21 protein-coding genes and 1 tRNA gene are annotated in these 24,437 nt (G+C 63.9%); 15 read left to right on the plus strand and 7 right to left on the minus strand.

What is annotated here, in order from left to right; all coding sequences use genetic code 11:
- Complete coding sequence (locus ACIPZB_RS01630) at positions 1 to 1,347, minus strand: nodulation protein NfeD (protein WP_400638733.1); 1,347 nt, start codon at positions 1,345 to 1,347, stop codon at positions 1 to 3.
- 97 nt (positions 1,348 to 1,444) lie between these two features.
- Between ACIPZB_RS01630 and ACIPZB_RS01635 the strand changes: the two genes are divergently transcribed.
- From ACIPZB_RS01635 to ACIPZB_RS01645, 3 genes are all read left to right on the plus strand, one after another.
- Positions 1,445 to 1,903 carry an aminoacyl-tRNA deacylase gene (locus ACIPZB_RS01635; protein ID WP_008099435.1) on the plus strand — a complete coding sequence of 153 codons (459 nt, stop codon included), beginning with the start codon at positions 1,445 to 1,447 and terminating at the stop codon, positions 1,901 to 1,903.
- Between the two features lie 62 nt (positions 1,904 to 1,965).
- Positions 1,966 to 2,208, plus strand: a complete 243-nt coding sequence (locus ACIPZB_RS01640) for a DUF2789 domain-containing protein (RefSeq protein WP_400638734.1) — start codon at positions 1,966 to 1,968, stop codon at positions 2,206 to 2,208.
- A gap of 72 nt (positions 2,209 to 2,280) precedes the next feature.
- The gene (locus ACIPZB_RS01645; RefSeq protein WP_400638735.1) at positions 2,281 to 2,919 is read left to right on the plus strand and encodes an NADH:ubiquinone oxidoreductase subunit N; all 639 of its coding nucleotides are present in this window, start codon (positions 2,281 to 2,283) and stop codon (positions 2,917 to 2,919) included.
- 7 nt (positions 2,920 to 2,926) lie between these two features.
- On the opposite strand, the gene ACIPZB_RS01650 is transcribed toward ACIPZB_RS01645, so the two are convergent.
- Positions 2,927 to 3,364 (minus strand): CBS domain-containing protein, encoded by a 438-nt coding sequence (locus ACIPZB_RS01650; RefSeq protein ID WP_400638736.1) that lies wholly within the window; start codon positions 3,362 to 3,364, stop codon positions 2,927 to 2,929.
- A gap of 249 nt (positions 3,365 to 3,613) precedes the next feature.
- Here ACIPZB_RS01650 and ACIPZB_RS01655 point away from each other — a divergent pair, with 249 nt between their 5' ends.
- Genes ACIPZB_RS01655 through ACIPZB_RS01665 form a run of 3 tightly spaced genes read left to right on the plus strand, consistent with a single transcriptional unit; the run spans position 3,614 to position 7,608 of the window.
- Positions 3,614 to 5,155, plus strand: a complete 1,542-nt coding sequence (locus ACIPZB_RS01655) for an OmpA family protein (protein WP_400638737.1) — start codon at positions 3,614 to 3,616, stop codon at positions 5,153 to 5,155.
- 21 nt (positions 5,156 to 5,176) lie between these two features.
- Positions 5,177 to 6,778, plus strand: a complete 1,602-nt coding sequence (locus ACIPZB_RS01660) for a hypothetical protein (RefSeq protein ID WP_400638738.1) — start codon at positions 5,177 to 5,179, stop codon at positions 6,776 to 6,778.
- Positions 6,775 to 7,608: a hypothetical protein gene (locus tag ACIPZB_RS01665; RefSeq protein ID WP_400638739.1), complete on the plus strand. Its 834-nt coding sequence runs from the start codon at positions 6,775 to 6,777 to the stop codon at positions 7,606 to 7,608. The genes ACIPZB_RS01660 and ACIPZB_RS01665 overlap by 4 nt, the downstream gene beginning before the upstream one ends.
- Before the next feature lie 113 nt (positions 7,609 to 7,721).
- Here the strand turns inward: ACIPZB_RS01665 and ACIPZB_RS01670 are convergent, their stop codons facing one another.
- Complete coding sequence (locus ACIPZB_RS01670; protein ID WP_400638740.1) at positions 7,722 to 9,449, minus strand: dipeptidase; 1,728 nt, start codon at positions 9,447 to 9,449, stop codon at positions 7,722 to 7,724.
- Between the two features lie 133 nt (positions 9,450 to 9,582).
- Positions 9,583 to 9,659: transfer RNA gene (locus tag ACIPZB_RS01675), tRNA-Arg, on the minus strand.
- A 231-nt stretch (positions 9,660 to 9,890) separates the two neighbouring features.
- Between ACIPZB_RS01675 and ACIPZB_RS01680 the strand changes: the two genes are divergently transcribed.
- From ACIPZB_RS01680 to ACIPZB_RS01700, 5 genes are all read left to right on the plus strand, one after another.
- Positions 9,891 to 10,640, plus strand: coding sequence for a GntR family transcriptional regulator (locus tag ACIPZB_RS01680; RefSeq protein WP_008096638.1), 750 nt, complete (start codon positions 9,891 to 9,893; stop codon positions 10,638 to 10,640).
- The gene (locus ACIPZB_RS01685) at positions 10,637 to 12,361 is read left to right on the plus strand and encodes a fumarate reductase/succinate dehydrogenase flavoprotein subunit (protein ID WP_400638741.1); all 1,725 of its coding nucleotides are present in this window, start codon (positions 10,637 to 10,639) and stop codon (positions 12,359 to 12,361) included. The genes ACIPZB_RS01680 and ACIPZB_RS01685 overlap by 4 nt, the downstream gene beginning before the upstream one ends.
- 132 nt (positions 12,362 to 12,493) lie before the next feature.
- On the plus strand, positions 12,494 to 12,739 hold the full coding sequence (locus ACIPZB_RS01690) for a ferredoxin family protein (RefSeq protein ID WP_400638742.1): 246 nt from the start codon (positions 12,494 to 12,496) through the stop codon (positions 12,737 to 12,739).
- A gap of 24 nt (positions 12,740 to 12,763) precedes the next feature.
- Positions 12,764 to 13,729, plus strand: coding sequence for a HEAT repeat domain-containing protein (locus ACIPZB_RS01695; protein WP_400638743.1), 966 nt, complete (start codon positions 12,764 to 12,766; stop codon positions 13,727 to 13,729).
- Positions 13,729 to 14,004, plus strand: a complete 276-nt coding sequence (locus ACIPZB_RS01700; protein WP_400638744.1) for a DUF971 domain-containing protein — start codon at positions 13,729 to 13,731, stop codon at positions 14,002 to 14,004. Before ACIPZB_RS01695 ends, ACIPZB_RS01700 begins: the two co-directional genes overlap by 1 nt.
- Positions 14,005 to 14,160: 156 nt before the next feature.
- Here ACIPZB_RS01700 and ACIPZB_RS01705 read toward each other — a convergent pair whose 3' ends face one another.
- Together ACIPZB_RS01705 and ACIPZB_RS01710 are read right to left on the minus strand one after the other, a co-directional pair.
- Complete coding sequence (locus tag ACIPZB_RS01705) at positions 14,161 to 15,024, minus strand: ABC transporter ATP-binding protein (RefSeq protein WP_400638745.1); 864 nt, start codon at positions 15,022 to 15,024, stop codon at positions 14,161 to 14,163.
- Entirely contained in the window at positions 15,021 to 16,619 is a 1,599-nt protein-coding gene (locus ACIPZB_RS01710) for an ABC transporter permease (protein ID WP_400638746.1), read from the minus strand. Before ACIPZB_RS01710 ends, ACIPZB_RS01705 begins: the two co-directional genes overlap by 4 nt.
- Before the next feature lie 297 nt (positions 16,620 to 16,916).
- Between ACIPZB_RS01710 and ACIPZB_RS01715 the strand changes: the two genes are divergently transcribed.
- Positions 16,917 to 17,960 (plus strand): ABC transporter substrate-binding protein, encoded by a 1,044-nt coding sequence (locus ACIPZB_RS01715; RefSeq protein WP_400638747.1) that lies wholly within the window; start codon positions 16,917 to 16,919, stop codon positions 17,958 to 17,960.
- 37 nt (positions 17,961 to 17,997) lie between these two features.
- Positions 17,998 to 18,903, plus strand: a complete 906-nt coding sequence (locus tag ACIPZB_RS01720) for a TauD/TfdA dioxygenase family protein (RefSeq protein WP_400638748.1) — start codon at positions 17,998 to 18,000, stop codon at positions 18,901 to 18,903.
- Between the two features lie 113 nt (positions 18,904 to 19,016).
- Here ACIPZB_RS01720 and ACIPZB_RS01725 read toward each other — a convergent pair whose 3' ends face one another.
- Positions 19,017 to 19,925, minus strand: coding sequence for a LysR family transcriptional regulator (locus ACIPZB_RS01725; protein WP_400638749.1), 909 nt, complete (start codon positions 19,923 to 19,925; stop codon positions 19,017 to 19,019).
- Between the two features lie 156 nt (positions 19,926 to 20,081).
- Between ACIPZB_RS01725 and ACIPZB_RS01730 the strand changes: the two genes are divergently transcribed.
- Positions 20,082 to 22,454 (plus strand): TonB-dependent receptor, encoded by a 2,373-nt coding sequence (locus ACIPZB_RS01730; protein ID WP_400638750.1) that lies wholly within the window; start codon positions 20,082 to 20,084, stop codon positions 22,452 to 22,454.
- Positions 22,455 to 22,471: 17 nt separating this feature from the next.
- The gene (locus tag ACIPZB_RS01735) at positions 22,472 to 24,148 is read left to right on the plus strand and encodes an aryl-sulfate sulfotransferase (RefSeq protein ID WP_400638751.1); all 1,677 of its coding nucleotides are present in this window, start codon (positions 22,472 to 22,474) and stop codon (positions 24,146 to 24,148) included.
- The last annotated feature ends 289 nt before the right edge of the window (positions 24,149 to 24,437 follow it).

Consider the following 24,437-nt stretch of genomic DNA (forward strand, 5'->3'; position numbering starts at 1 on the left):
TCATTCCCCTTGCGCCGCTGCGGCGGCGCTCACTTCCAGCATGACCCCATGGCGTGCCGTGACCCGCACGTGCTGGCCAGTTTGCAGGGGTGTCGCGCAATGGACTTGCCACTGTTCCCCCTGGGCCTGCACAGAGCCGCAGAAGGGGTCTTCAGCTGTGACCTGGGTGACGGTGACCAGGCTGCCGACCAGGCCGGCATCGCCACTGACCAGTGCCCGCTGACGCGCTTTCATGGCCATGCCCAACACGCCGCCGATCAACAGCGCCGAGAGCACGGCCAAGGTGGCGATCAGTGCCAACGGGATGCCGAAGCCGGGCGCATCGGTGTCGACCAGGATCAGTGCACCGACCACGAAGGCAACGATGCCGCCGAAACCGACCACGCCGAAACTGGGCAGGAACGCTTCGGCGATCATGAAGGCGATGCCGAGCAGAATGAGTGCCACGCCGGCGAAACTCACCGGCAACAACTGCAGCGCATATAACGCCAGCAGCAGGCAGATGCCACCGACTACACCACCGACCGCCGAGCCTGGGTTCATGAATTCGAACAGCAGGCCGTAGACGCCGATCATGATCAGGATCAGCGCCACGCTGGGGTTGGTAATGACTGCCAGCAGGCGTGTGCGCCAGTCCGGCAAGTGTTCGACGAGGGTCGCGTCGCGGGTTTGCAGCGCGTGCGACTGACCGGCGGCGACGAGCGTCTTGCCGTCGAGCTGGCGCATCAGGTCGGGCAGGTCGTCGGCCACCTGATCGATTACCTTCAGGCGCAGCGCTTCACTGGCCGGCAGGCTGACCGCCTCGCGTACGGCCTGTTCCGCCCAGTCGGCATTGCGCCCCCGCAGCTGGGCCAGACCACGGATATAGGCAGCGGCATCGTTGACCTGTTTCCGGGCGAGGGTTTGCTCATCCTCGCTCGGTTTGGCCTTGTCGTCCTTTGGCGCGCCAGGTGGACCACCGATCTGCACCGGTGTAGCGGCACCGAGGTTGGTCCCGGGGGCCATGGCCGCCACGTGGCTGGCATACAGGATGTAGGTGCCGGCGCTGGCCGCGCGGGCGCCGCTGGGGGCGACGAAGGTGGCCACCGGGACCGGGCTTGCGAGGATCGCCTTGATCATCTGGCGCATGGCGCTGTCCAGCCCGCCCGGCGTGTCCATGCGGATGACCACCAGCTGCGCGCCCTGGTCCTTGGCCTGATCCAGGCTGCGAACCAGGTAATCGGCGCTGGCCGGGCCGATGGCGTCGTCGATGCTCAGCACCCAGACCGTGCCGGGCGCTGCAAAGCTACTCGGTGCACAGCCAAGTAGCAGCAACAGCATCAACCAGCGGCAACAGCGAGCGAGCACCTGTCGTCACCTCGTGGGTTTATATCATTGAAGTTTAGTCGTGGCTGCCGGGGTACGGCCTAAACTTGAACATTGGGGGCGAAACCGGAGGTGCATCATGCGAATGGCCAAGACCTTGCAGCAGCGCCTGGACCAGGCCAACTGCGACTACGACATCATTCCCCACCCACACTCGGCCACCAGCCTCGAATCGGCGCGCACGGCCGGGGTACCCGCAGAGCGGGTCGCCAAGTCGGTCATGCTCGACGACCGTCATGGCAACTACATCATGGCCGTGCTACCGGCCAACCGGCACCTGGACATGAGCAAGGTGCGCATGTCCGGCGCCTGGCAACTGACCCGCGAAAGCGGCCTGCCGAACCTGTTCGGCGATTGCGAGCGCGGCGCCATTCCGGCAATGGGTGACGCCTACCAGATAAAGATGCTGCTCGATTCGAGTCTTACCCGCCAGGGCGATGTCTACCTGGAGGCGGGCGATCACGATCACCTGATCCACATGAGCATGGAGCAGTACCTGAAACTGGTACCGCAAGCCGAAGTACGCGAGCTGTGCTGATGTGCACAAACCAATGCCGGGTTGGCGTCGTGGACGGCCTGCCCGGCACATGAGGAGGAATCATGGAAGCACCGATCCATCCATTCGCCGATCTGTTCAAGCAACTGGGCCTGCCCGACGACGCCAGGAGCATCGACCAGTTCATCACCAGCCACTCACCGTTGAAGAACGAGATCAAGCTGGTGGATGCGCCGTTCTGGACTGATTCCCAGCGCGCTTTCCTGAAAGAAAGCATCAATGAAGATGCTGATTGGGCGGAGCCTTTCGATCAACTCAACGAAGCATTACGCCGCCCGCGAAAATAAAGCGCCGAGCGGCACCTGATGAGTGATTTGGCCGTTGCTATGCTCAGGAAAAACAAGAAGGGGATACGCGCTATGAAAGATCCCTACGCACCAGGTTTCTGGTGCTCCGTGACGATCCTGGGCACCCTGACGGCCGGTTATTTCTACGGTATCCGCCAAACCCAGCAGATGACCCAGGCTGTGCAGTTCCTGTACGCCGCGGCCGCGGTGACCGCGGCGGTCGCGCTGATGGGGCTGACGTGGATTGCCTGGCAGCAGTTGCACCTGAACAAACGTGAAGTGAGGCAGGGGCGAACGCTGCTGACCATCTGGAACACCAAGGTCGCCCTGCGCCGCGTCGAGACGGTGTTCGACCGCTATTTCTGGGGCAGCTACTGGCATTCCGGGCGCACCTTCGAGGAGGTGATGGGCGAACTCAAGGGTACGCCCCTGGAGCAGAGCCTGGATGCGCTGAAACGCCAGTGTCGAGCGCTCGACCGCGAGATCCACGACCACCACCACCATTGGCTGGCCAATGCCCGCGACCTTTCCAGCGTGGCCACGGCCATGGCGCGCGAGCGTTACCAGCTCGACCTGTGCGAACCGTCGAGCACCGGCCATGGCAACACGGCGGTGCTCAACCGCGACCTGGAAGTGCTGGTGTACACCTGGTCGGCGCGCCTGCGCAGCTTCGACCATCAGCTGGACGAGCTGGAGCGCGCTTACCACTAGCGGGGGGTCATTCGCCGCGAATGTACTGCTCCAGCTGCTGAATCAGGCTGGCCTGTTCCTTGATGGTTTCCTTGACCAGGTCGCCAATCGAGAGCAGGCCCAGCAATTCGCCATGATTGACCACTGGCAGGTGGCGCAGGTGACGGTCGGTCATCAGGTTCATGCAGTACTCAAGGTTCTGCCTGGGCTCCACCGTGACCACCGGCGCGCTCATGATTTCCCGCACTGGCGTGGCTGCCGAAGAGCGGCCCTTGAGCACCAGCTTGCGGGCATAGTCACGCTCGCTGACGATTCCCACCACCTGGTCGTTCTCCACCACGGGGAGCGCACCGACGTTTTTCTCCGCCAGCAGTTTCAGCGCGTCGAGCACCGAGTCATCCGGGCCGATGGTGTACACGGTCTGGTGCTGGGACTTGGTCTTGAGGATTTCTTCGACGTTCTTCATACGGGCCTCTGCAGATGGAAAAACCGAGCTCTCGGAGTAAATAAAGCATCCGGCACGCCGGCCTGCACGGCAATGCAGGAAACGGCATTGAGTCAATTGAAAAACGTCATGGGTGAACCGATTGCGTGCAACGCGCATGGGTAAAAAAGCGCTGTGATGAGGCGGCAATGCATACCCAGGTGGGGTAATAATCTGTGACAATGCATGTCAAGTTGCCATCATTCAGATCTTTTTCGGCAAGGAGCCGCCATGCAAAACATGTTTCGCCTCACGGCGCTAAGCTGCGCCTTCATCACCGCTGCTGGTTGCAGTACTCAGCAGATGGACAGTATCTCCAAGAGCGTGAAAGACATTGGCAGGGACTACGGCATGCCAGTGCTGTGCGGCGTTGGCGTCGTGGCCGGCGGCGCTGCCGGTTACGCCCTCAAGGGCAAGGACGGAATCTTGCCGGGCGTTGCAGTCGGCGGCACGCTGGGTTGCGTCGTCGGTTATGTCTGGCAGTCCCGTCTGCAGGAGCTTGACCGCATCGCCAAGGAAGAGAACCTCAAGATCACCACCGAACAGTTGACGGTCGCTTCGGCCGCCGTGGTGACCGCAGTGCCAGAACAGGCAGGTCTGGTGACCCAGATCGAAGATACCGGCATGTTCGCCACCGGCTCCGACCAGTTGACCACCAGCGGCCAGCGCGCCGTGGCCAAGTTGGCGCAGATGTATGCCAAGCCTGCCGCCACTGACAAGCAGGCCGCAGCCAAAGAGTCGCAGATGCGTCGCATGCTGATCGTCGGCCACAGTGATGCCGTGGGTAATGCCGACTTCAACCAGAAGCTCTCCGAGCGCCGCGCCAAGACCGTCGGCAAGGTCATGCTGCAGGCGGGGATTCCCGCCAGTGCAATCTACTACCAGGGGGCCGGGGCTTCGCGACCGATTGCCGATAACAGCGACCCGCTGCTGCGTGGCCAGAACCGCCGCGTGGAAATCGTCGAACTGGCCAACGAACAGGCTCTGGTGATGCGGGCCCAGGCCGAAGCGGGCAACACGCGCTACCTGCACTATGGCACCTCGACCACGGCCAAACCCAAGGCCACCAGCACCGCCCAGGTACGCAGCAAGCCTGCGTCGAAACCCACCCGGCAGGCGACTGCACAACCCGAAACGACCGTGGCCAGCCTCCCTGACCGTTCCAGCCCCGCCAAGGCGGCGGCCTCTGCTCGCCCGCAAGTCGACTTCGCCGGGACGCCCGTGACCAGCTACCAATGGACCATGGCGCAGAGCATCAAGCCGAAACAGAGCGGTTTCACCCTGGTCAGCAGCGCCTATGCCGCGCAGATGCCGATGTCCAGTTGCGAAGCCGACATGCCACGCAATGCCGGCGAAGTCCTGAGCATGGTCAACGACCAGCCCCTGGAGCGTCGCGCTACCAAGGACTACCTGCCGGGTTACAACAACCGGGTCTGGGCCAACCTGGTCAATGGCCACCTGGTGACGGTGTCGCCGGTATCGATTCTGCGCGAGAACGCCAGGGTCGACCGCCAGCCGATCCTTCAGCTGGTCGAAGACTACAAGCAGCCCACCCAGCACAAGCCACGGACCATGAAGGCCGTGGCCAACACCTACGAAGGCGAAAGCGAAGTGCTCTACCGGGTCTTCACCCGCGACGGCCAGGCATCGATTTCCTGCATGGATATCGTGTTCAGCAAAGGCAACGCCGAGGTCAGCCAAGGCGCCTTGTTCTATGCCGCCGGCAATGACGCTTTCGTTGCACCCTACAAGCCGACCCCGGTTATCAAGTAACCCCAGTCAAGGACGTCCTGAATGGAAGACTTATCGCTCGCTGCACTCAAATCACTGGTTCTTGCCAATCAGTTGCTCTCAGCCGGCCTCGTTTCGCTGCTGGTCACTGCGCTGATCGTGCGCAACTACTGGGAAGAGGTGTCGTACTTCCTGATCCGTGTGTGGCACAGCTTCCCCTTGATCGGTACGGTGGCGCGCCTGTCGCGCAAGCGCTCTTCGGTCGACAGCGATGGCTGGATCAACCACGAAGTGACCTTGGCCAAGCCGTATTTTGGCCAGTTCAAGAAGTACATGAAGGGCGCCAACAGCTACAACGCCTCCCTCGACTACCTGGCCAAGGCCGGTGAAGCGGGGCGCTCGCCGCGCCCGGCCTGGGTACTGGTGCTGGTGCTGATGCTGGTACTGATCGAAGCCATGGGTTTTGCCTACGTACTGGCAGGCTGGATGAACATGGATGCCTCGACCAATGACCGCCATTGGCTGACCGCGGGTACCGCCATCCTGCTCGCCGTGGCCTCGGCGTTCTTCGCCGAAGCCGCCGGTCACACGCTGCACCACAACAGCCTGATCGCCCGGGCCCGCCACTGGTGGCAAGGCGAAGAGCCGTCCAAGCGCTCGCGTTCGCTGAAGGCCAACAAGGCGATCAACCTGGAGGACTCCTTCACTGACTCGGACAAGCCGGACTACGAGCAACTGCTGGCCCGGGTGAAGGACGTCAACTCCAACGTATCGCGCAAGTTCGTCTGGCTGATCGTCTGCGGCGTGTTCGTGGCGGCCATGGCCGTGGGTGCGTTCGTGGTGCGTTCGGCGACCCTCGACAGCATCGAGACCGAAATGGTCAACGGCATGCGCGCCGAGACGGCGGCGCAGACCTCTAGCGTCGGTTCGCCTTTCGACCTGCCGGCAGAGTCCCAGGCCATCAACGACGAGGCTGACAACGCCACCCTCGACGACAAGATGCATGCGATCCGTCAGGCCAGCCTGACCACCTACATCATGCTGTCGCTGATCTACATCGCCATTCAGGGCATCAGCATCTGGCTCGCCAGCCGTTACTACTTCGCGGGCACTCACTCGTCGACCGCCTGGCGCCTGACCCACGAGTATGCCACCGCCGAGGAAATGCTCGACGCGATGGACCAGAAGCGCAACGCCATCGCCAGCCACGCCGACGACAAGCTGCGCCGTCTGCAGACCGCGTTGTCGAGCCGCGACCATACCGACGCTGCTGTGCTGCACGCGCTGGAAGGGGAGAACACCGCACATCGCAACTTCCTCGCCTACGTCGAGTACAAGGCTGGCAAGGTTTCGCCTCAGGCGGTCAAGCCCAAGCCTGCTGTCGAAGTGGCTGCACCAGCACCAGTACCGGCCCCAGCACCTGCGGCTCAACCCGTAGTAGCCGCCCCGATTGCACCGCAGGCCCCCGTGGTCGACCCGGCCGCCGCGGCCGAAATCAAGGCTTCGGACTTCCACGATGTCACGGGCCTGCCGGAAGAAAGCCTGGCTGCCGCCAGCCGTGCGCTGAATGTCAGCGAGGCGCAACTGCGCGACGTGCGCGAGCAACAACAGGCGCTCAAGGCGCTTGGCCTGTTCCCGGCGAAAAAGGAGGGCATGCACTCATGAGGCTTGCCAAGGCCCTGATCCTTGCGCTGGCGCTGCCTTGTGCAGCGCTGGCCGCCGAACGCAACGACCTGCAGAGCTGCTACGCACGCAACGGCCTGGTCGACATCAAGCCGGCAGGCTCCGGCCGCGAGCTGGTGGTGATCATCGATCAGACCATCCCGATGCCTGAAGATCTGCAACGCAGCAGCTGGGGCCAGATCGACCGGTTCGTGCAGGCGGGCGACCGGGTCAGGCTGTATACCTTCTCGGCGTTCCTGCCGGGTGAGTATCAGCGCCTGGTGTATGCCGGCGAGCTGGACATGCCGTTGCAGGGCGATGTGCGCGACGATGTGAACATGCGCAAGCTGCGTGGCCTGGACCAGTGCCTGGCGGCTCAGAAAAAAGCGTTCCAGGCCGGCTTTGGTGGCCTGTTCGTCAAGGGCCTGCGCGAGGCCCGCCAGGACATCCCCAAGAGCGAGATCATGAACACCCTGCGCCGGGTGGGTGAAGACATGAGCAAAGAGCAGGGGGTGGAGGAGCGCGTGGTGTACCTGATTTCGGACATGCTCGAGCATTCCGACTACACCAGCTTCTACGCGGCCAACCAGATCAAGCAGCTCAATGTCGGCAACGAGCTCAAGCTTGCGCAGAGCAAGGGGCTGTACGCGGACCTGCAAGGCGCCAGGGTGTATGTGTCCGGCGCAGGCCTGGTTACCGATGCGGTGAAGCATGCGTATCGATCCGGCAAGACCATGGATGCGCTGAACGACTTCTGGGCGCAGTACCTGAATGCGTCCAATGCGACGCTGGAAGGGTTTGGTACGCCGAGCCTGAGTACCGATCTGCGGTAAGCGCTGTGGCCCTATCGCCGGCAAGCCGGCTCCCACAGGTACACCACTGAATCTGAAAACAGTGGAGTACCTGTGGGAGCCGGCTTGCCGGCGATAGGGCCAGTGCTGACGAATCAGAGCTTCGGCATCTGCCCGATCCGCACCACCATCTCGCTCACCACCTGCAGGTCGAGCATGAACTGCTCAACCGTCTTGAACTCGTTGTCGTTGTGCCCGGTGTACTTCACATCCGGCATGGCCAGACCGAACTGCACGCCGTTGGGCAAGTCATGCACCGAGGTCGCGCCGGCCGACGCGCCGAACGCATGCTTCATGCCCAGGTTCTCGCTGGCAACGTCCAGCAGGGCCTTGACCCATTCACCCTCGGGGTTGCGATACATCGGCTCGTCGAGGCTGTAGTTGAAGGCCACCGAGGTGTGGCTCCCGCGCGCCCATTGGCCCAGCTTGTCGGCCATTTCGTCCTTGATCGTGGCCAGCGGCTTGCCTTTCGGGATGCGCAGGTTGACGGCCAGCTTCAGGCCTTTTTCATCCACGCCGACAAAGGTCAGCGAGGCGGTCAGCGGGCCCATGAACTCATCCTTGAAACCAATGCCAAGCTTGTTGCCCAGGTAGTCCAGGCCCCAGTTGTCGTCCGCAAAACGGGCGGCATCGGTGAAGTGGTTGTGCTTGAGGGGCACTTGCTGGCCCAGGCCGTTGATGAAGCCGAGCATGCGCGCCACCGGGTTGACCCCGGATTCCGGTTCGGAAGAGTGGGCCGAAACGCCGGTGACCGTGAGCAGTACCTTGTCGCCCTCGGCCTTGGCGTCGATCTTGAAGTCGTTGCCGTTACGTTGCACATAGTCGGCACCGGCTTTTTCGAGCTGCGCGGCCAATTGCGCCGGGTTGTCGCTTACCAGTGTGGCCACGGAAGTGGTCGGAATCTGGTTGGTGGCCAGGCCGCCGGTAAGGTTGATGATTTCTGCGCCTTCGCCTCTGCCTGGGCGGTTGCTGAAGCTGGCCATGACCGTGCCGTAGCCTTTCTCGGCGATCACCACCGGGTAGCCGCCATCGAGCGCCAGGTTGTAGTTGGGCGTAGGGTTGCGGGCGAAGTAATAGGGGATGGCGTCACCGCTGGTTTCTTCGGTGGTGTCGATGAGCAGCTTGAACTGCCGGGCCAGTGGCAGCTGTTCGTCCTTGGCCACCTTCAGCGCATAAAGGGCGACGACAATGCCGTTCTTGTCGTCCTCGGTGCCACGGCCGTACATGCGGTCGCCGACCAGGGTCACCTTGAAGGGGTCCAGGCGGGTGCCGTCTTCCAGCTTCCAGTTGTCAGGGTTGACCGGCACCACGTCGGCGTGGGCATGGATGCCGACCACTTCCTTGCCCGTCCCGAGGGAAATCTCATACACGCGGTTGTCGATGTTGCGGAAGGCCAGGCCAAAGCCTTCGGCCAGGGCCTTGATCTTGTCGGCGATCTTGTGGAACTCGGGGTTCTCATGCTGCGGGACGCCATCGACGCTGAACGTGGGGATGGCCACCAGTTCACGCAGGGTTTCGGTGGCGGCCTTGCCGTACTTGATGCGGGTGTACAGGCCGAGCAGACGGTTGATCTCGTTCTGCTGGTCGGCGGTAAGGGCTTTTTTGGCGAGGTAGGCGTCGAGGGTTGCACCGAGGTTGTCGGCCTTGGCCAGTTCACTGCCCTTGAGCTTGCCGAGGAACGCTTTGAAGTTGGCCGGGTCGGCGCCGTCGTAGGCTTTGACGATGGCGGCGGACTGTTGCTGCGAAAGGTTGGCCTGGGCAGGCAGGCTGAGCAGACCCGCGCTGGCCAGCAGCACGGTTACGGAAAGTGTTTTCAGGAGCATGGGGGCGCATTCCTTCGCGATAGGTGAAAAGGTTGCTCACGCTATCACCAATGCCCCGCGGCACGGGAGTGCCAGAACGCGATATGTCGCACAAACGAAAAAGCCCCGGGCGTGGGCCCAGGGCTTCTTGATATGGCGCACTCGGCGGGATTCGAACCCACGACCCCTGCCTTCGGAGGGCAGTACTCTATCCAGCTGAGCTACGAGTGCAACGCGCACGCATGATACCCATCTGATTCGATGTCGTCCATCGCCTTGATCTTCGGACTTTTTTCCGGCTTGTTCAGGCCTGTGGGAGCCGGCTTGCCGGCGATAGGGCCCGCCCGGCCACCACAAACCCCTCTATCCATATGCAATAACAGTATTTCCCCATCAATTCTTATGCCCGCTACTATCTCAGCACAACTTGTTATAACAAGTAGCCAAATAGCGAAGGAACCCATGGCCGAACTGCTCCCCCTGTCCCCGGTACCGCTCTATACCCAGCTCAAGGAACTGCTGCGCGAGCGCATTCTCGACGGCACCTACCCGCCGCATAGCCGCATGCCTTCGGAGAGCGAGCTGGGCAAGGCGTTCGATGTCAGCCGCATCACCGTGCGCCAGGCGCTGGGCGACCTGCAGAAAGAAGGGCTGATCTTCAAGATCCACGGCAAAGGGACGTTCGTCGCCAAGCCCAAGGCGTTCCAGAACGTCAGCACCCTGCAGGGCCTGGGCGAGTCGATGACGCAGATGGGCTACGAAGTGATCAACCGCCTGCGCAGCTTCCGCCATGTACCGGCCACGGCACTGGTGGCGGCGCGGCTGCAGGTCGAGGAGGGCAGCCTGGTGACCGAGATCCGCCGGGTGCGACTGATCAACCGCGAGCCTGTCTCGCTGGAACTGACCTGGCTGCCCAAGGCCGTGGGCGAAAAACTGGAAAAAGCCGACCTGGTCACCCGCGACATCTTCCTGCTGCTGGAAAACGACTGCGGCATCCCGCTCGGCCACGCCGACCTGGCCATCGATGCCGTGCTGGCCGACAGCGACCTGACCCAGGCACTGGAGGTTGAAGAAGGCTCGCCGATCATGCGCATCGAGCGCCTGACCCACACCGCCGATGGCACGCCGCTGGACTTCGAACACCTGTACTACCGCGGCGATGCCTTCCAGTACCGCCTGCGCATCGATCGCCAGAAGGGGGGCAAGGCATGAGTATCCCGACCCAGGACTACGACATCATCGTCATCGGTGGCGGCACCGCCGGGCCGATGGCGGCGATCAAGGCCAAGGAGCAGGAAAAGAGCCTGCGCGTGTTGCTGCTGGACAAAGCCAACGTCAAGCGCAGCGGCGCCATCAGCATGGGCATGGACGGCCTGAACAACGCGATCATCCCCGGTCACGCCACGCCGGAGCAGTACACCAAGGAAATCACCGTGGCCAATGACGGCATCGTCAACCAGGCCACCGTGCATGCCTATGCCACCCACAGTTTCGCGACCCTCGAGCAGCTCGACCGCTGGGGCGTGAAGTTCGAGAAGGACGAAACCGGCGACTACGCGGTGAAGAAAGTCCATCACATGGGCGCCTACGTGCTGCCCATGCCGGAAGGCCATGACATCAAGAAGGTGCTGTACCGCCAGCTCAAGCGTGCCCGCGTCGAGATCAGCAACCGCATGGTCTGCACCCGTGTGCTGCTCGATGGCGAAGGCGCCGCCGCCGGGGTGCTCGGTTTCGACTGCCGCAGCGGCGAGTTCCGTGTGGTGCGGGCCAAGGCGGTGATCCTTGCCTGTGGTGCCGCCGGGCGCCTGGGGCTGCCGTCGTCGGGCTACCTGATGGGCACCTACGAGAACCCGACCAATGCCGGCGACGGCTATGCCATGGCCTACCACGCGGGCGCCGAGCTGGCCAACCTCGAGTGCTTCCAGATCAACCCGCTGATCAAGGACTACAACGGCCCGGCCTGTGCCTACGTGACCGGCCCGCTGGGTGGCTACACCGCCAACAGCAAGGGCGAGCGCTTCATCGAGTGCGACTACTGGAGCGGGCAGATGATGTGGGAGTTCCACCAGGAGCTCGAAGGCGGTAACGGCCCGGTGTTCCTCAAGCTCGACCATCTGGCCGAGGAGACCATCCAGAACATCGAAGAAATCCTGCACAGCAACGAACGCCCCAGCCGTGGTCAGTTCCATGCCGGGCGTGGCACCGACTACCGCCAGCACATGGTCGAGATGCACATCTCCGAGATTGGCTTCTGCTCCGGGCATTCGGCCTCGGGGGTGTGGGTCAACGAGAAAGCCGAGACCAGCGTCAAAGGCCTGTACGCCGCGGGCGACATGGCGGCGGTGCCGCACAACTACATGCTCGGTGCGTTTACCTATGGCTGGTTCGCCGGTGTCAACGCCGCGCAATACGTGGCCGGGCGCGAGCTGGCCGAGGTCGATGTCGCCCAGGTCGAGCGTGAGCGCGAACGGGTGTTCGCACCGCTGCAGCGAGAGCACGGCCTGCCCCCGGCACAGGTGGAGTACAAGCTGCGGCGCATGGTCAATGACTACCTGCAGCCGCCCAAGGTGACCAAGAAGATGGAGATCGGTCTGGCCCGCTTCGCCGAGATCGAGCGCGACCTGGACCAGATGAAGGCCAGCAACCCCCACGAGCTGATGCGGGCGATGGAAGTGGCGGTGATCCGTGACTGCGCCGAGATGGCCGCCCGCGCCTCGTTGTTCCGCGAGGAAAGCCGCTGGGGGCTGTACCACCATCGGGTCGATTTTCCCGAGCGCAACGATGGCCAGTGGTTCTGCCATTGCCACCTGAAGAAGGGCGAGGACGGTGAGATGACCAGCTTCAAGAAAGCTGTCGAGCCGTACCTGATTGCCCTGGATGCCGATGAGCAGACGGCCTATGACCGGCTGCGGGTCAAGGCCGATGCCGCGTGAAGCGGGGCCGCTGTGCGGCCCATCGCCGGCAAGCCGGCTCCCACAAGGTCAGCGGTGATCGGTGTGGGAGCCGGCTTGCCGGCGATAGGGCCCTCAGCCCCACCGACAAATCAGAATAAAGGATCCCGTGAAATGGCCTACCAACCCCAAGAAATCTTCTTGCGCAGCAGCGCCCCGGTCACCATCGACGAAGACAAATGCATCGCCGAAAAAGGCTGCACCGTGTGCGTCGAGGTCTGCCCCATGGACCTGCTGGCCATCAACCCGGCCACGCAGAAGGCCTACATGGCCTTCGACGAGTGCTGGTACTGCATGCCTTGCGAAAAGGACTGCCCCACCGGAGCGGTAAAGGTCGACATCCCTTACCTGCTGCGTTGAACCCTCGCAACGAAGGACCGCGCCATGACTGAACGCAACACTGACAACCCCGACATCCTCGCCCTGCTGCCTCGCCTGGAGGCCACCGACGCTGGCGTGCGCCGCATCGCCCTGATCGAACTGGCCGACCTCGAAGACCCGCAGGCCCTGCCGTGGCTCACCGATGCGCTGCTGGTCGACGCGGCCGACGAGGTTCGCAGTGAGGCCGCACGGCTGCTCGAAGCCTGGGAAGACCCCGAAGTGGTGCAGGCCCTGTGCGCCGCGCTGGCCGATGCTGCCGAGCCCGTGCGCCAGGCCGCTGCGCAGAGCCTCAGTGAACTCAAGAGCCCCGAAGCCGGCCAACTGATCCTGCCGTGGGCCAGTCACGCCGAGGCCTTCGTGCGCGCCAGTGCCCTGCGTGCGTTGCGCGAGCTGCGCCTGGAAGAGGCCGCCGCGCCTGCGCTGCTGGCGCTGGCGGATGACGACGCGGCCGTTCGGCGCGAGGCGGTAGGCATTCTTGGCTGGCTCAAGCACCAGCCAGCCTTGCCGGCGCTGGCCAGGCTGGCCGAGGTCGAGCCGGACACCGAAGTGCGCCGTGCGGCCATTGGTGCACTGGGGCTTGCCCGTGACAGCGCCGTGCTGCCGGCGTTGGTGGCGGCGCTGAATGATGCGGCCTGGCAAGTGCGCGAAGAGGCCGCCACTACCTTGGGTAAAGTGGGCCAGGAACAGGCCGGCCCGGCGCTGGTGAATGCGCTTGCCGATGACTTCTGGCAGGTGCGCCTGCGAGCGTCGCGTTCATTGGGGCGCCTGCGCTATGGCCCTGCACTGGACGCGCTTGGCGAGCTGCTCGGCCATGGCATCGCCAACCTGCGCAAGGAGGCGGCCCTGGCGCTTGGCGAACTGGGTCAGGCGCGAGCCCTGCCGGTGTTGCAGGCGGCCGAGGCCGACAGCGACCCGGAGGTGCGCAAGGCGGTGCGCATTGCCCTGGCACAACTGCGCGGTACTGTCTGATGAATGCGCCGGGGGCAATCCGCAACCTGCGCGGGCCTGGGCAGTTGCTGCTGCAATGGCAAGATGGCGAGCGTACGCTCAGCCATGCCCGCTTGCGCGGCGCCTGCCCGTGCTCGCAATGCCGTGCGGCGCGGCTGGCAGGAAGCATCGCCGTGGTGCCCGCCGAGGTTCGCATCGAGCGGGTCGAGCCGCAGGGGTATGGGGTGCAGCTGGTGTTCAGTGATGGGCATGAGCGGGGCATTTATCCTTGGGACTACCTGCGCGATCTTGGCTGAAGCAACCGGCCCTATCGCCGGCAAGCCGGCTCCCACAGGAACCCCACAAGTCTTGAAATCTGTGGTGTCCCTGTGGGAGCTACAGGAACCCCACAAGTCTTGAAATCTGTGGAGTACCTGTGGGAGCCGGCTTGCCGGCGATAGGGCCAGCGGCCTTCACAATGCAATCAGCTCTGGCCTCAACCCTTCGACCCGACGCGCTGGCACCGGTAGATACCCACCATCGCCGGTGATCTGGTGCAGCACCTTCTCCCGCAACCCGTGCAGCGCCACCCCCGTGCGCAGCCGTGGGTGTGGCAGATCGATCTCCACCACCGACTTGATCCGCCCCGGCCGCGGCTCCAGCACCACCACCCGGTCAGCCAGGTAGGTGGCCTCCTCGGCATCATGCGTCACCAGCAAGGTGGTAATGCCCGCGCGTTCACGGATGGCCAGCAGCTCATCCTGCAGTTGCTGGCGAGTCAACGCATCCAGCGCGCCGAACGGCTCGTCCAGCAGCAGGATGCGCGGGCTGGCCACCAGCCCGCGGGCGATCGCCACCCGCTGCGCCATGCCGCCGGAAAGCTGGTGCGGGTAAGCCGACTCGAAGCCGACCAGGCCCACCAGCAGCACGAACTCATGCACGCGGCGGGCACGTTCGCCCTGGGTCAGCGGCTCGTTGACCAGGCCAAGGGCGATGTTCTGCTCCACCGTCAGCCACGGAAACAGCCGGTGCTCCTGGAACACGATCCCACGCTCGCCACCAATGCCGCTGACGGCCTGGCCGTCGACGCGAATGCTGCCGCTGTAGTCGGTGTCCAGCCCGACCAGCAGGCGCAAAAGGGTCGACTTGCCGCAGCCGGAAGCGCCGACGATGGCGATGAATTCGCCTTCATTGATCGACAGGTTGAAGTTGCGGATGGCTTCAAAGGGTTGGCCATCGACGCTGAAGACCTTGCCGACGCCTTCGAAACTGACCAGCGCGGGCGTGGTGTCGGGTTGATTGGCCGCCAGCAGGTGCGATGTGTTGAAAGCGTTCATGCGGTTCTCCAGCGCGTGGTGCGCGATTCGAGGCGTTGTCCGAGGGTGCCGAGCAGGGCGCCGACCAGGCCGATCAGGACCATGGCGGCCATGACCTGGTCCATGCGAAACAGCTGTTGCGCGCCGATCATCAGGCTGGCGATGCCGCCGTCCGACGGCATGAAGTACTCCGCGCCGATGGTGCCCAGCCAGGCATAGATCAGCGACAGGCGCAGGCCGGCGAAAATGGCCGGGGCCGCGCCGGGCAGTACCAGCAGGCGCAGGCGTTGCCACAGGTTCAGGCGCAGCGTGCGGGCGGCTTCGCCCAGTTGCGGCGAAAGGCTGGCGATACCGCGCTGGGTGGCGATCAGCAGGGGAAAGAAGGCGGCCAGGCCGACGAACACATGCTTGGCACCTTCGCCCAGGCCGAACCAGGCGGTCAGCAGCGGTACCCAGGCAAACAGTGCCACCTGGCGCAATGCCGACAGGCTGGGCCCGAACACCCGCTCGGCGTTGTGTGAAAGGCCCAGCAACAGCCCAGCCAGCAGGCCTGCGCCGCCGCCCAGCAGCAGCCCGGTCAGGGTGCGTTGCAGGCTCAGCAGCATGGCTTGCGGCAGCGAACCATCGGCCAGGCCGGCGAACAACGTGCGCACGACATCCAGCGGCGACGTCAGGATGTTCTGGTCGACCCAGCCAAGGCTGCTGCTGGCTTGCCACAGCGCCAGCAAGGCTGCCGGCAGCAGCAGGCTTTGCCAGCCTTTGGGCACGGGCCCGCGCTGCTGTTCGCCAGTGGCGGCTTGCGGCCAGTGCAACAGGCGCTTTTCCAGGGTTGAAAAGCCGCCCTCCAGCAGCGCCCCGACCAGGCCGATCACCAGGATGCACAGCAGCACCAGGTCGAGCATGAACAGCTGCCGGCCCCACACCATCAGGTAACCGATGCCTTCGCTGGAAGCCAGCAGCTCCACGGCCAGCAGCGAGGTCCAGCCGGTGGCCAGGGCCAGGCGCACACCGGTAAGGAAGGCGGGCAGGGCGGCGGGCAGCAACAGGCGCAGAAACAGCAGGTGCCGCGGCAGGCGCAGCGCGGCGGCGGCTTCGCGCAGCTTGGGCTGGGCGTCGCGCACACCGACCAGGGTATGCAAGGTCACCGGCACCACCACAGCTTTTACCAGCACCACCAGCTTGAGCAGCTCGCCGATGCCGAAGAACAGCATGAACAGCGGGATCCATGCCAGGGTAGGGATCTGCGCCAGCGCCACGAAAGTGGGCAGCACCAGCGTCTGGGCGTTACGCGAAGTGCCCAGCCAGGAGCCCAACAGCAGGCCGCTGCCGATGCCCGCCAGCAGCCCCCAGAACAGCCGTTGCAAACTTATCCACAAGTGCCCCCACAGCTCCCCAGAGCCGAATTCCACGGCGCTCTGCCAGACCAGCGAGGGCGCCGGCAGGATCTGCTCGCTCATCCAGTGCTGCCGGCTCGCCACCACCCACAGCAGCGCGATCAGCACCGGCAGCACCCAAGCCAGAGCGCGCCTGGCCCTGTAGGAGCGGCCTTGCGTCGCGAAAGGGCTGCGCAGCGGCCCCCGAAGCCTCCCCCAACCCCTACTCAGAATTCCATTCATCGGCCATCTCTCGAAGCGTTTCTAGGTTATGCACTTATGGAATTAAAAATTCTCTCAAGTGACTTTCAAGAGATAAGAGCATGCACTCCCTGCATCCGTAACCCTTTGTGCGTTGCGTTTTCCTCATATTTTCCATGCGTTTTTCGCAACCTGATCGCCGAGCCGCGCACTTCGTGCTTTATGTCTTCTGGTTACTAAAAAATGAAGTTTTGATCTTTGTAGGTTCTACCCAGACCTGCCTAGCTTCTGGCCAAAGCGCCGGCCATCGCCGGTGGCAGCCTGCCAAGGAGCCTTGCCATGAAAACCCCGTTGCGCCACCTGATCACCGCCCTTGGGCTGGTCGGTTTCTTCGCCCTCAGTGCCCAGGCGGCCGAGCCGACCAAGCCCGAGAGCATCCGCATCGCCGTGCCCGACCTGAGCGCCGGCAGCAAGCACAGTGCCGGGGGTGTGGTCGATGTGCTGCGCGATCAGCAACTGCTGGAGAAAGCGTTCGCCAAGGACGGCATCCGCATCGACTGGCACTTCTTCAAGGGCGCCGGGCCAGTGGTCAACGAAGCACTGGCCAATGGGCAGGCCGACTTCGCCTACCTGGGCGACCTGGCAGCCATCGTCGGCAAGGCCAATGGCCTCGACACCCGCGTACTGACGGCCGGTGTGCGCGGGGTGAAAAGCTACCTGGGCGTGGTGCCGGGCTCCGGGATCAAGAACCTGCACGACCTCAAGGGCAAGCGCGTGGCGGTGTTCCGTGGCACTGCCAACCAGCTGTCGTTCGCCAGTGCCCTGGCCAGCCAAGGGTTGTCCGAGCGTGACCTGAAAGTGATCAACCTGGACTTCAACGCCGCCAACGCCGCCCTGGCCGCCAAGCAGATCGATGCCACCTGGGGCCTTTCCACCCTGCTGTCTTTGCGTGAGCGCGGCCTGGTCGAGCTGCCGGTCAACTCCCGTGACCTGGAAGGCGCCGGTAGCACCCAGGCTGTCCTGCTGGGCACCGGTGCGTTCATCGACAAATACCCCGAGCTGGTCCAGCGCCTGGTCACTGCCCAGCAGCAAGCCGCCAACTGGCTGCGCGACGAACACAACCGCGAGGCTTACGTCGACCTGGTGGCGAGCAACGCCAACTGGCCGCGCAGCATCCTCGCCGACGACCTGGCCGAGGAAGACCTTGCCCACTACTTCGATCCACGACTGGACGCCGAATTCGTCGCCCAGTTGCAGCAAGGCGTCGACCTGGCTGCCCGGGAGCGCCTGATCCGCCGCGGCTTCCAGGTATCCCAGTGGATCGAACCGCGTTTCCTCGATGCTGCCTTGCAACAGGAACAGGCCGTGCAGGCCGCCCGCTGAACCCCATGACCCGACAATGACCGCAAGGACCACGACCATGAGCAATGCCGCCCTGGCCACCGCGCCGCAAATCCTCGAACTCGATATCCACCCTGTCGCCGGCCGCATCGGCGCCGAAATTCGCGGCGTCAGACTGTCCGCCAACCTCGATGCCGCCACGGTCGAGGCGATCCAGGCCGCCCTGGTCACGCACAAGGTGATCTTCTTCCGCGGCCAGACCCACCTGGACGATCAAAGCCAGGAAGGCTTCGCCAAGCTGCTGGGCGAGCCGGTCGCCCACCCCACCGTGCCGGTGGTCGATGGCACCAGCTACCTGCTTCAGCTCGACGGCGCCGAAGGTCAGCGGGCCAACTCCTGGCACACCGATGTGACCTTCGTCGATGCCTACCCCAAGGCCTCGATCCTGCGCAGCGTGGTGGCGCCGACTTCCGGCGGCGATACCGTGTGGGCCAATACCGCTGCGGCCTATCAGGAACTGCCCGAGCCGCTGCGCGAACTGGCGGACAAGCTGTGGGCGGTACACAGCAACGAATACGACTACGCCAGCCTCAAGCCGGATGTGGACCCGGCCAAGCTCGAACGCTACCGCCAGGTGTTCACCTCGACGGTGTACGAAACCGAGCACCCGGTGGTGCGGGTACACCCGATCAGTGGCGAGCGCGCGCTGCAGCTGGGACATTTCGTGAAACGCATCAAGGGATATTCGCTGGCGGATTCGCAGCACTTGTTCGCGGTGCTGCAGGGGCACGTGACGCGCCTGGAGAACACCGTGCGCTGGCGCTGGGAAGCGGGGGATGTGGCGATCTGGGATAACCGCGCGACGCAGCATTATGCGGTGGATGACTACGGTACCCAGGCGCGCATCGTGCGGCGGGTGACGTTGGCAGGTGAGGTGCCGGTCGGGATCGATGGGCAGTTGAGCCGGACGACGCGTAAAGGCTGATATTACAGGGGCCGCTTTGCGGCCCTTTCGCGACACAAGGCCGCTCCTACAGGACTGCGCGGTTTCTGTAGGAGCGGCCTTGTGTCGCGAAACGGGGGCAAAGCCCCCGCCAATCACACCTCGGTATCACAGGCAATCAACTGCCTGACCATCCCCTGCGCCAACGGCGACAAGCCATACCCCACCCGGCTCACCACCCCATAACGGGTATAGAACGACTCCTCCTGCTCCGGCGCCAGATCCGCCAGTTGCAGCGCCACCAGCCCCGCCTGGTAGGGCCGCAAGTTGGCGCCGCAAGCAATGCCGATGGTGTCCGAGTGCATCACCACATTCAGCAGCGCGTAGCCATGCTCGCATTCCACCGTCGGCAGAAAGTCCTGCCTGCCGCTGAGGTCGCTGAGCACCTTGCGGATGTTCGGCGGGCGGAAGGTGGTCGCCAGCGGGTAATCGAACAGATCCCGTGCATTGACCTGGCTGCGCTCGGTCAGCGGATGGCCCGCGCGGCAGCAGAAATGCCAGCGCTGGGCGGCCAGCTTGTGCACCCGGTAGTCCGGGTCGGACTCGAACTGGCGGGTGTCGGCGACGAAGAACTCGATCTCTTCGGCGATCAACTTGCGGTTCAGGGCCTGCCAGTTATCCACCTGAAAGCACGTGCGCGCCGCCGGGTACTCGGCGACGAAACGCGCCACGGCCCGAGGGACCAGGCCGCCGGCCGGCGCCGGGCCGGAGCCGAAGCGCACCACCCCCGTGGTGGCACCATTGAACTGGTGAATCTCGTTGACCAGGTTGTGCGCCCCATGCACCAGCCGCCGCGAATGCTCCAGGACCAGCAAGCCCTGACGGGTAGGCGACAGCTCCTTGCTGGCGCGGTCGACCAGACGGCAGCCAACGTTGTGCTCCAGGGTCTGGATGCTGCGGCTGAAGGCCGATTGCGACAGGTTCACCGCGGCGGCCGCCGCGACAAAACTGCGGTGCTCGACAAGGGCGATGAAGTGGCGGAGCTGACGGAGATCTATATGCATTTTCTACATGAAAACTATCGGTCGAATGCAATTGATGAAGAGGGTGAGCCCCCTTATAAAGGGTGTCACTTATTCCACAAAATATGAATTACAAATATTTATATCGCTTAAAAGAATATAAGCCCGACTGACCGCGATTCGGTTCCGCCAACGGAAATGCTCGCCAGGGCCCATGCCTCAAGGAGCATTTGCATGTCCCGAATTTTCCATTGGCCTGCGCATGTGTCGCGGTCCGCCCTGCAACCTCTGGCCGCTGGCGTGTTGCTGGCGGCTTCCGGTGCCAGCTTTGCCGAAGAATCGCCAAGCACCACCCCCGCCGTGGAACAGGACGCCAAGCTCGGCACCGTCACGGTCAACGCCCGCCGTCGAGAAGAAACCGCCCAGGACGTGCCCACGCCGATCAGCGTGCTCGACAGCGAAACCCTGGAAACCCAGCGCATCTACCGTGTGCAGGATCTGCAACAGCTGGTGCCCAGTACCAACGTGGCCTATGTGCATGCGCGCCAGTCGAGCATCTCGATTCGCGGCCTGGGCAACAACCCGGCCAGCGACGGCCTGGAAGGCAGCGTCGGCATCTACCTGGACAACGTCTACCTGGGAAGGCCGGGCATGGCAGTGTTCGACCTGCTCGACGTGGAGCAGCTGGAAGTGCTGCGCGGCCCGCAAGGCACCTTGTTCGGCAAGAACACCACGGCGGGGGTGCTGAACATCACCACGCGCAAGCCGACCTTTCACCGCGAGGGCAGCATTCAGCAGTCCATCGGTGAAGACGGTTACCTGCAGACCCAAGGCAGTTTCTCCGGGCCGATCAGCGAGACCTTGGCCGGGCGCATCAGTGCCTATCACACCGAAGACGACGGCTATGTGAAGAACATCCACAACGGCGAAGACCTCAACGGCGGCAAGCGCCAGGGCTTTCGTACCCAGCTGCTGTTTCAGCCCAGCGAAACCTTCAACCTGCGCTGGATCGGCGAGTACAACGAAGAAGACTCCGACAACGGCATCCTCAGCCTGTACAGCACCGGGCCGACCATCAACGGCGTCAACCGCTATGAAAGCCTGGCGGCCCAGGCCGGCGCGACGCTGGTGTCGGGCAAGCACCGCAAGGTCAACTTCGACGCCGACCAGCAAGTGACGGTGTTCCAGGGTGGCACCTCGGTGGAGGCCAACTGGACGTTGCCCAACGATTTCACCCTGACCTCGATCACCGCCTACCGCTGGTGGGACTTCACCCCGCGCAACGACGATGGCCTCGACGTGCCGGTGTTCTACAGCGCCGGGGTATCGGTGCGCGACAAGCAGTATTCCCAGGAAATCCGCCTGGCGTCGCCCACCGGTGGTGGCTTCGACTACGTGCTGGGCGCGTACTACTTCAAGCAGGATCTGGACAACAAGTCCTTCACCTATTACGGCCCGCAGGCAGACATCTGGAACCTCACCCCGGTCGGCGCCCTGAACAACGTCAACACCCTCGGCGACGGGCACATCGACACCGACAGCTATGCGCTGTTCGCCCAGGGCACCTGGCACCTTACCGACCGCCTGGACTTCACCGCCGGCGTGCGCGGCACCTATGAAGAAAAGAGCGCCTGGGTGACCCGCGATGCGCCAACGGGTGGCGCGGCAGTGACCGGTGCCGCCGCCGCCGCGCGCAAGGGCAGGGTGGGGGCCTACGACTCGGGCGACCTCAATCAGTACAGCTTCAGCCCATCGGGCCTGCTCGGCCTGAGCTACCGCTTCAACGAGCAGCTGCTCGGCTATGCCACGCTCACCCATGGCGAGAAGTCCGGGGGCATCAACCTGACCGTCGGTGCGGCGCCGCGCCTGGGCACCGACTCGCTGCTGGTCGGTACCGAACGGGTCAACAACGCCGAAGTCGGCCTCAAGAGCAGCCTGTTCGACGACCGCCTGCAGCTCAACACCAACCTGTTCTGGGCCGAGGTGCATGGCTACCAGGCCAACGTCTACGACCAGATCAACCGCGTGCAGTACCTGGCCAACGCCGGCCGCGTACGCTCCCGGGGCCTTGAGTTCGAGGCCACGGCGCTGCCGATTCGCGGCCTGACGGTGAACTTCAACGGCTCGTGGAACGACGTGCGCTACACCGAGTACGACGACGCCCCGTGCCCACCTGAAGTGAGCCTGGCCAATGCCACCGCCACGTGCGACCTGTCCGGCCACCAGGTGGTCGGGGCCTCCAAGTACATCGCCAACCTCAACGGCCAGTACAAGTGGCAGCTGAGCCAGCACGTCGAGCCCTACGTTACCGCCAGCTACGCGTTCCGCTCCAAGGCGGTGGGCACCATCGACGATTCCGACTTCGGCCAGATCCCCAGCTACGCGCTGGTCAACCTGTCCACCGGCGTGCGCCTGGACCAGGGCGACGGCGTACTCGACCTGTCGCTGTGGGTGAAAAATGCCGGCGACAAGACCTACTTCACCAGCCTGTGGAACTCCGCCAACGGTGGTTATGCCGGCGTGCTCGGTACCCCGCGCACCTTCGGCGCCACCGCCCGTTACGACTTCTGAGCACAAGGAGCTTTGCCATGAATGCCAAGACCGAAACCCCTGCACTGCCTGAAGGCGCCTGCCTCACAGCCAAGGTGCCCGAGCGTGATGAAGCGCTGCTCGGCGATGTGCTGGTCAACCCGTATCGCCTGGCGCCGCTGACCGCCATCATTCGTGACGGTGGGCGCGCCCTGAGCGCGGCCCATGTCCGCGTGCTGGGCCGTGGCGAGCGCGGCGTGGACATCGCCTACGAGGTGTCCGACCGTTCGCTGTGGACCTACGGCGGCATCCCGGTGTTCGGGCTGTACCCGGACTACGTCAACCAGGTGGAAGTGACCTACAAGCTGGACGGCGAGCGCATTCGCGAGCGCTACCAGATCTACGCCCCGGCCGTGCGCCTGCCGGTGGTGGCGAAGCAGACCGCCGCGCTGCCGGAGGTCGAGCCGGTCAAGGTCGCGCCCGGTTTCGAGCACCGCCTGTACCTGTTCAACCACTTGCAAGGTGACATTCCCGGTGGCCGTGCCTTCAAGTGGAATGGCCTTGGCGGTGCCGCCGAGTGGGATCAGGTGGGCAACAACTGGATCGCTGACAGCAATGGCGACGTGCGCTGGTACCTGGATATCGAGCAGATCCACGACTCCAACCGCCGCGATGGCCTGGGCGGCACCATGGGCTTCCAGCAGACCCGCGACGGCAAGCTGATCTGGGGCCAGGGCCAGACCTATTCGAAGTACGACCTGCTCGGCCGGCGCATCTGGCAACGCAGCCTGCCGGACAAGTTCGCCGACTTCTCCCACGAAATCCGCGAGACGGCCAACGGCACTTACCTGCTGCGGGTCGGCACTAGCGACTACCGCCGACCGGATGGCAAGCGCGTGCGCTCGATCCGCGACCACATCATCGAGGTCAACGAAGCGGGAGATGTCCTGGACTTCTGGGACCTCAACCAGATCCTCGACCCTTACCGTGGCGACCTGCTGGAAACCCTTGGCAAGGCTGCGTTGCAGTTACCTGAGGGTGTACAGAAACAGGACGACCGCCTGGCCAACGAACTGGCCGAGGGCGACCTGCCGTTCGGCGACACGCCGGGCGTCGGCACTGGGCGCAACTGGGCGCATGTGAATGCCATCGACTACGACGCCGATGACGACAGCATTATCGTTTCAGCGCGCCATCAAGGCGTTGCCAAGATTGGTCGTGACAAGCAGGTGAAGTGGATTCTGGCTTCGCCACAGGGTTGGCCGCAGCGCTTGCAAGACAAGGTGCTTAAGCCGATTGCCAGCGAAGGCTTCGACTGGTCGTGGACCCAGCACACCGCCTGGTTGACCGGCAAAGGCACGCTGACGGTGTTCGACAATGGCTGGGGGCGGGATTTCGCACCGACCAAGCTGACCGGCAACTACAGCCGGGCGGTGGAGTACAAGATCGACGAGGCCAAGGGCACGGTCGAGCAGGTGTGGGAGTACGGCAAGGAGCGTGGCGACGAGTGGTACAGCCCGGTGACCTCGGTGGTGACGTACCGGCCGGAGACCGATACCCAGTTCATCTACTCGGCGTCGGTGAATTTCCTGACGGCCGAGAAGCTGACCACCACGGTGCTCAACGAGGTGCGGCGGGGGACTCAGGAGGTGTTGGTGGAGTTGAAGGTGCATAGCCGCCAGCCGGGGAGTGTCGGGTACCGGGCGCTGGTGATCGACCTGGCCAAGGCCTTCTGAGTCATTCCCTTCGGGAGGGCCGTCGGTCCTCCTTTCACATTTTCTTCAGTTCATTCGTCTAACCTGTACTGGCCCTGTCGCCGGCAAGCCGGCTCCCACAGGTACTCCACGATTCTCAGGCTCGGTGGGGTCCCTGTGGGAGCCGGCTTGCCGGCGATAGGGCCAGTTGCTGCTCCAAAAAACCATGAATTTCCTACCGGCTGTTCAACCATTCGTTCTTTTTTTCGAACAGCCTATTGTCCTACACCCCAGCAGCCGCTTAGCATTCGTTTGAGATTTCAAACGCTCG

Source organism: Pseudomonas sp. NPDC089396 (genome assembly GCF_044749545.1).
Lineage (GTDB): Bacteria > Pseudomonadota > Gammaproteobacteria > Pseudomonadales > Pseudomonadaceae > Aquipseudomonas.

Coding starts and splice junctions, on each gene's coding strand:
- ACIPZB_RS01635 (WP_008099435.1), top strand. CDS start 1,445: ATGCGAATGGCCAAGACCTTGCAGCAGCGCCTGGACCAGGCCAACTGC.
- ACIPZB_RS01640 (WP_400638734.1), top strand. CDS start 1,966: ATGGAAGCACCGATCCATCCATTCGCCGATCTGTTCAAGCAACTGGGC.
- ACIPZB_RS01645 (WP_400638735.1), top strand. CDS start 2,281: ATGAAAGATCCCTACGCACCAGGTTTCTGGTGCTCCGTGACGATCCTG.
- ACIPZB_RS01650 (WP_400638736.1), bottom strand. CDS start 3,364: ATGAAGAACGTCGAAGAAATCCTCAAGACCAAGTCCCAGCACCAGACC.
- ACIPZB_RS01655 (WP_400638737.1), top strand. CDS start 3,614: ATGCAAAACATGTTTCGCCTCACGGCGCTAAGCTGCGCCTTCATCACC.
- ACIPZB_RS01660 (WP_400638738.1), top strand. CDS start 5,177: ATGGAAGACTTATCGCTCGCTGCACTCAAATCACTGGTTCTTGCCAAT.
- ACIPZB_RS01665 (WP_400638739.1), top strand. CDS start 6,775: ATGAGGCTTGCCAAGGCCCTGATCCTTGCGCTGGCGCTGCCTTGTGCA.
- ACIPZB_RS01670 (WP_400638740.1), bottom strand. CDS start 9,449: ATGCTCCTGAAAACACTTTCCGTAACCGTGCTGCTGGCCAGCGCGGGT.
- ACIPZB_RS01680 (WP_008096638.1), top strand. CDS start 9,891: ATGGCCGAACTGCTCCCCCTGTCCCCGGTACCGCTCTATACCCAGCTC.
- ACIPZB_RS01685 (WP_400638741.1), top strand. CDS start 10,637: ATGAGTATCCCGACCCAGGACTACGACATCATCGTCATCGGTGGCGGC.
- ACIPZB_RS01690 (WP_400638742.1), top strand. CDS start 12,494: ATGGCCTACCAACCCCAAGAAATCTTCTTGCGCAGCAGCGCCCCGGTC.
- ACIPZB_RS01695 (WP_400638743.1), top strand. CDS start 12,764: ATGACTGAACGCAACACTGACAACCCCGACATCCTCGCCCTGCTGCCT.
- ACIPZB_RS01700 (WP_400638744.1), top strand. CDS start 13,729: ATGAATGCGCCGGGGGCAATCCGCAACCTGCGCGGGCCTGGGCAGTTG.
- ACIPZB_RS01705 (WP_400638745.1), bottom strand. CDS start 15,024: ATGAACGCTTTCAACACATCGCACCTGCTGGCGGCCAATCAACCCGAC.
- ACIPZB_RS01710 (WP_400638746.1), bottom strand. CDS start 16,619: ATGAATGGAATTCTGAGTAGGGGTTGGGGGAGGCTTCGGGGGCCGCTG.
- ACIPZB_RS01715 (WP_400638747.1), top strand. CDS start 16,917: ATGAAAACCCCGTTGCGCCACCTGATCACCGCCCTTGGGCTGGTCGGT.
- ACIPZB_RS01720 (WP_400638748.1), top strand. CDS start 17,998: ATGAGCAATGCCGCCCTGGCCACCGCGCCGCAAATCCTCGAACTCGAT.
- ACIPZB_RS01725 (WP_400638749.1), bottom strand. CDS start 19,925: ATGCATATAGATCTCCGTCAGCTCCGCCACTTCATCGCCCTTGTCGAG.
- ACIPZB_RS01730 (WP_400638750.1), top strand. CDS start 20,082: ATGCTCGCCAGGGCCCATGCCTCAAGGAGCATTTGCATGTCCCGAATT.
- ACIPZB_RS01735 (WP_400638751.1), top strand. CDS start 22,472: ATGAATGCCAAGACCGAAACCCCTGCACTGCCTGAAGGCGCCTGCCTC.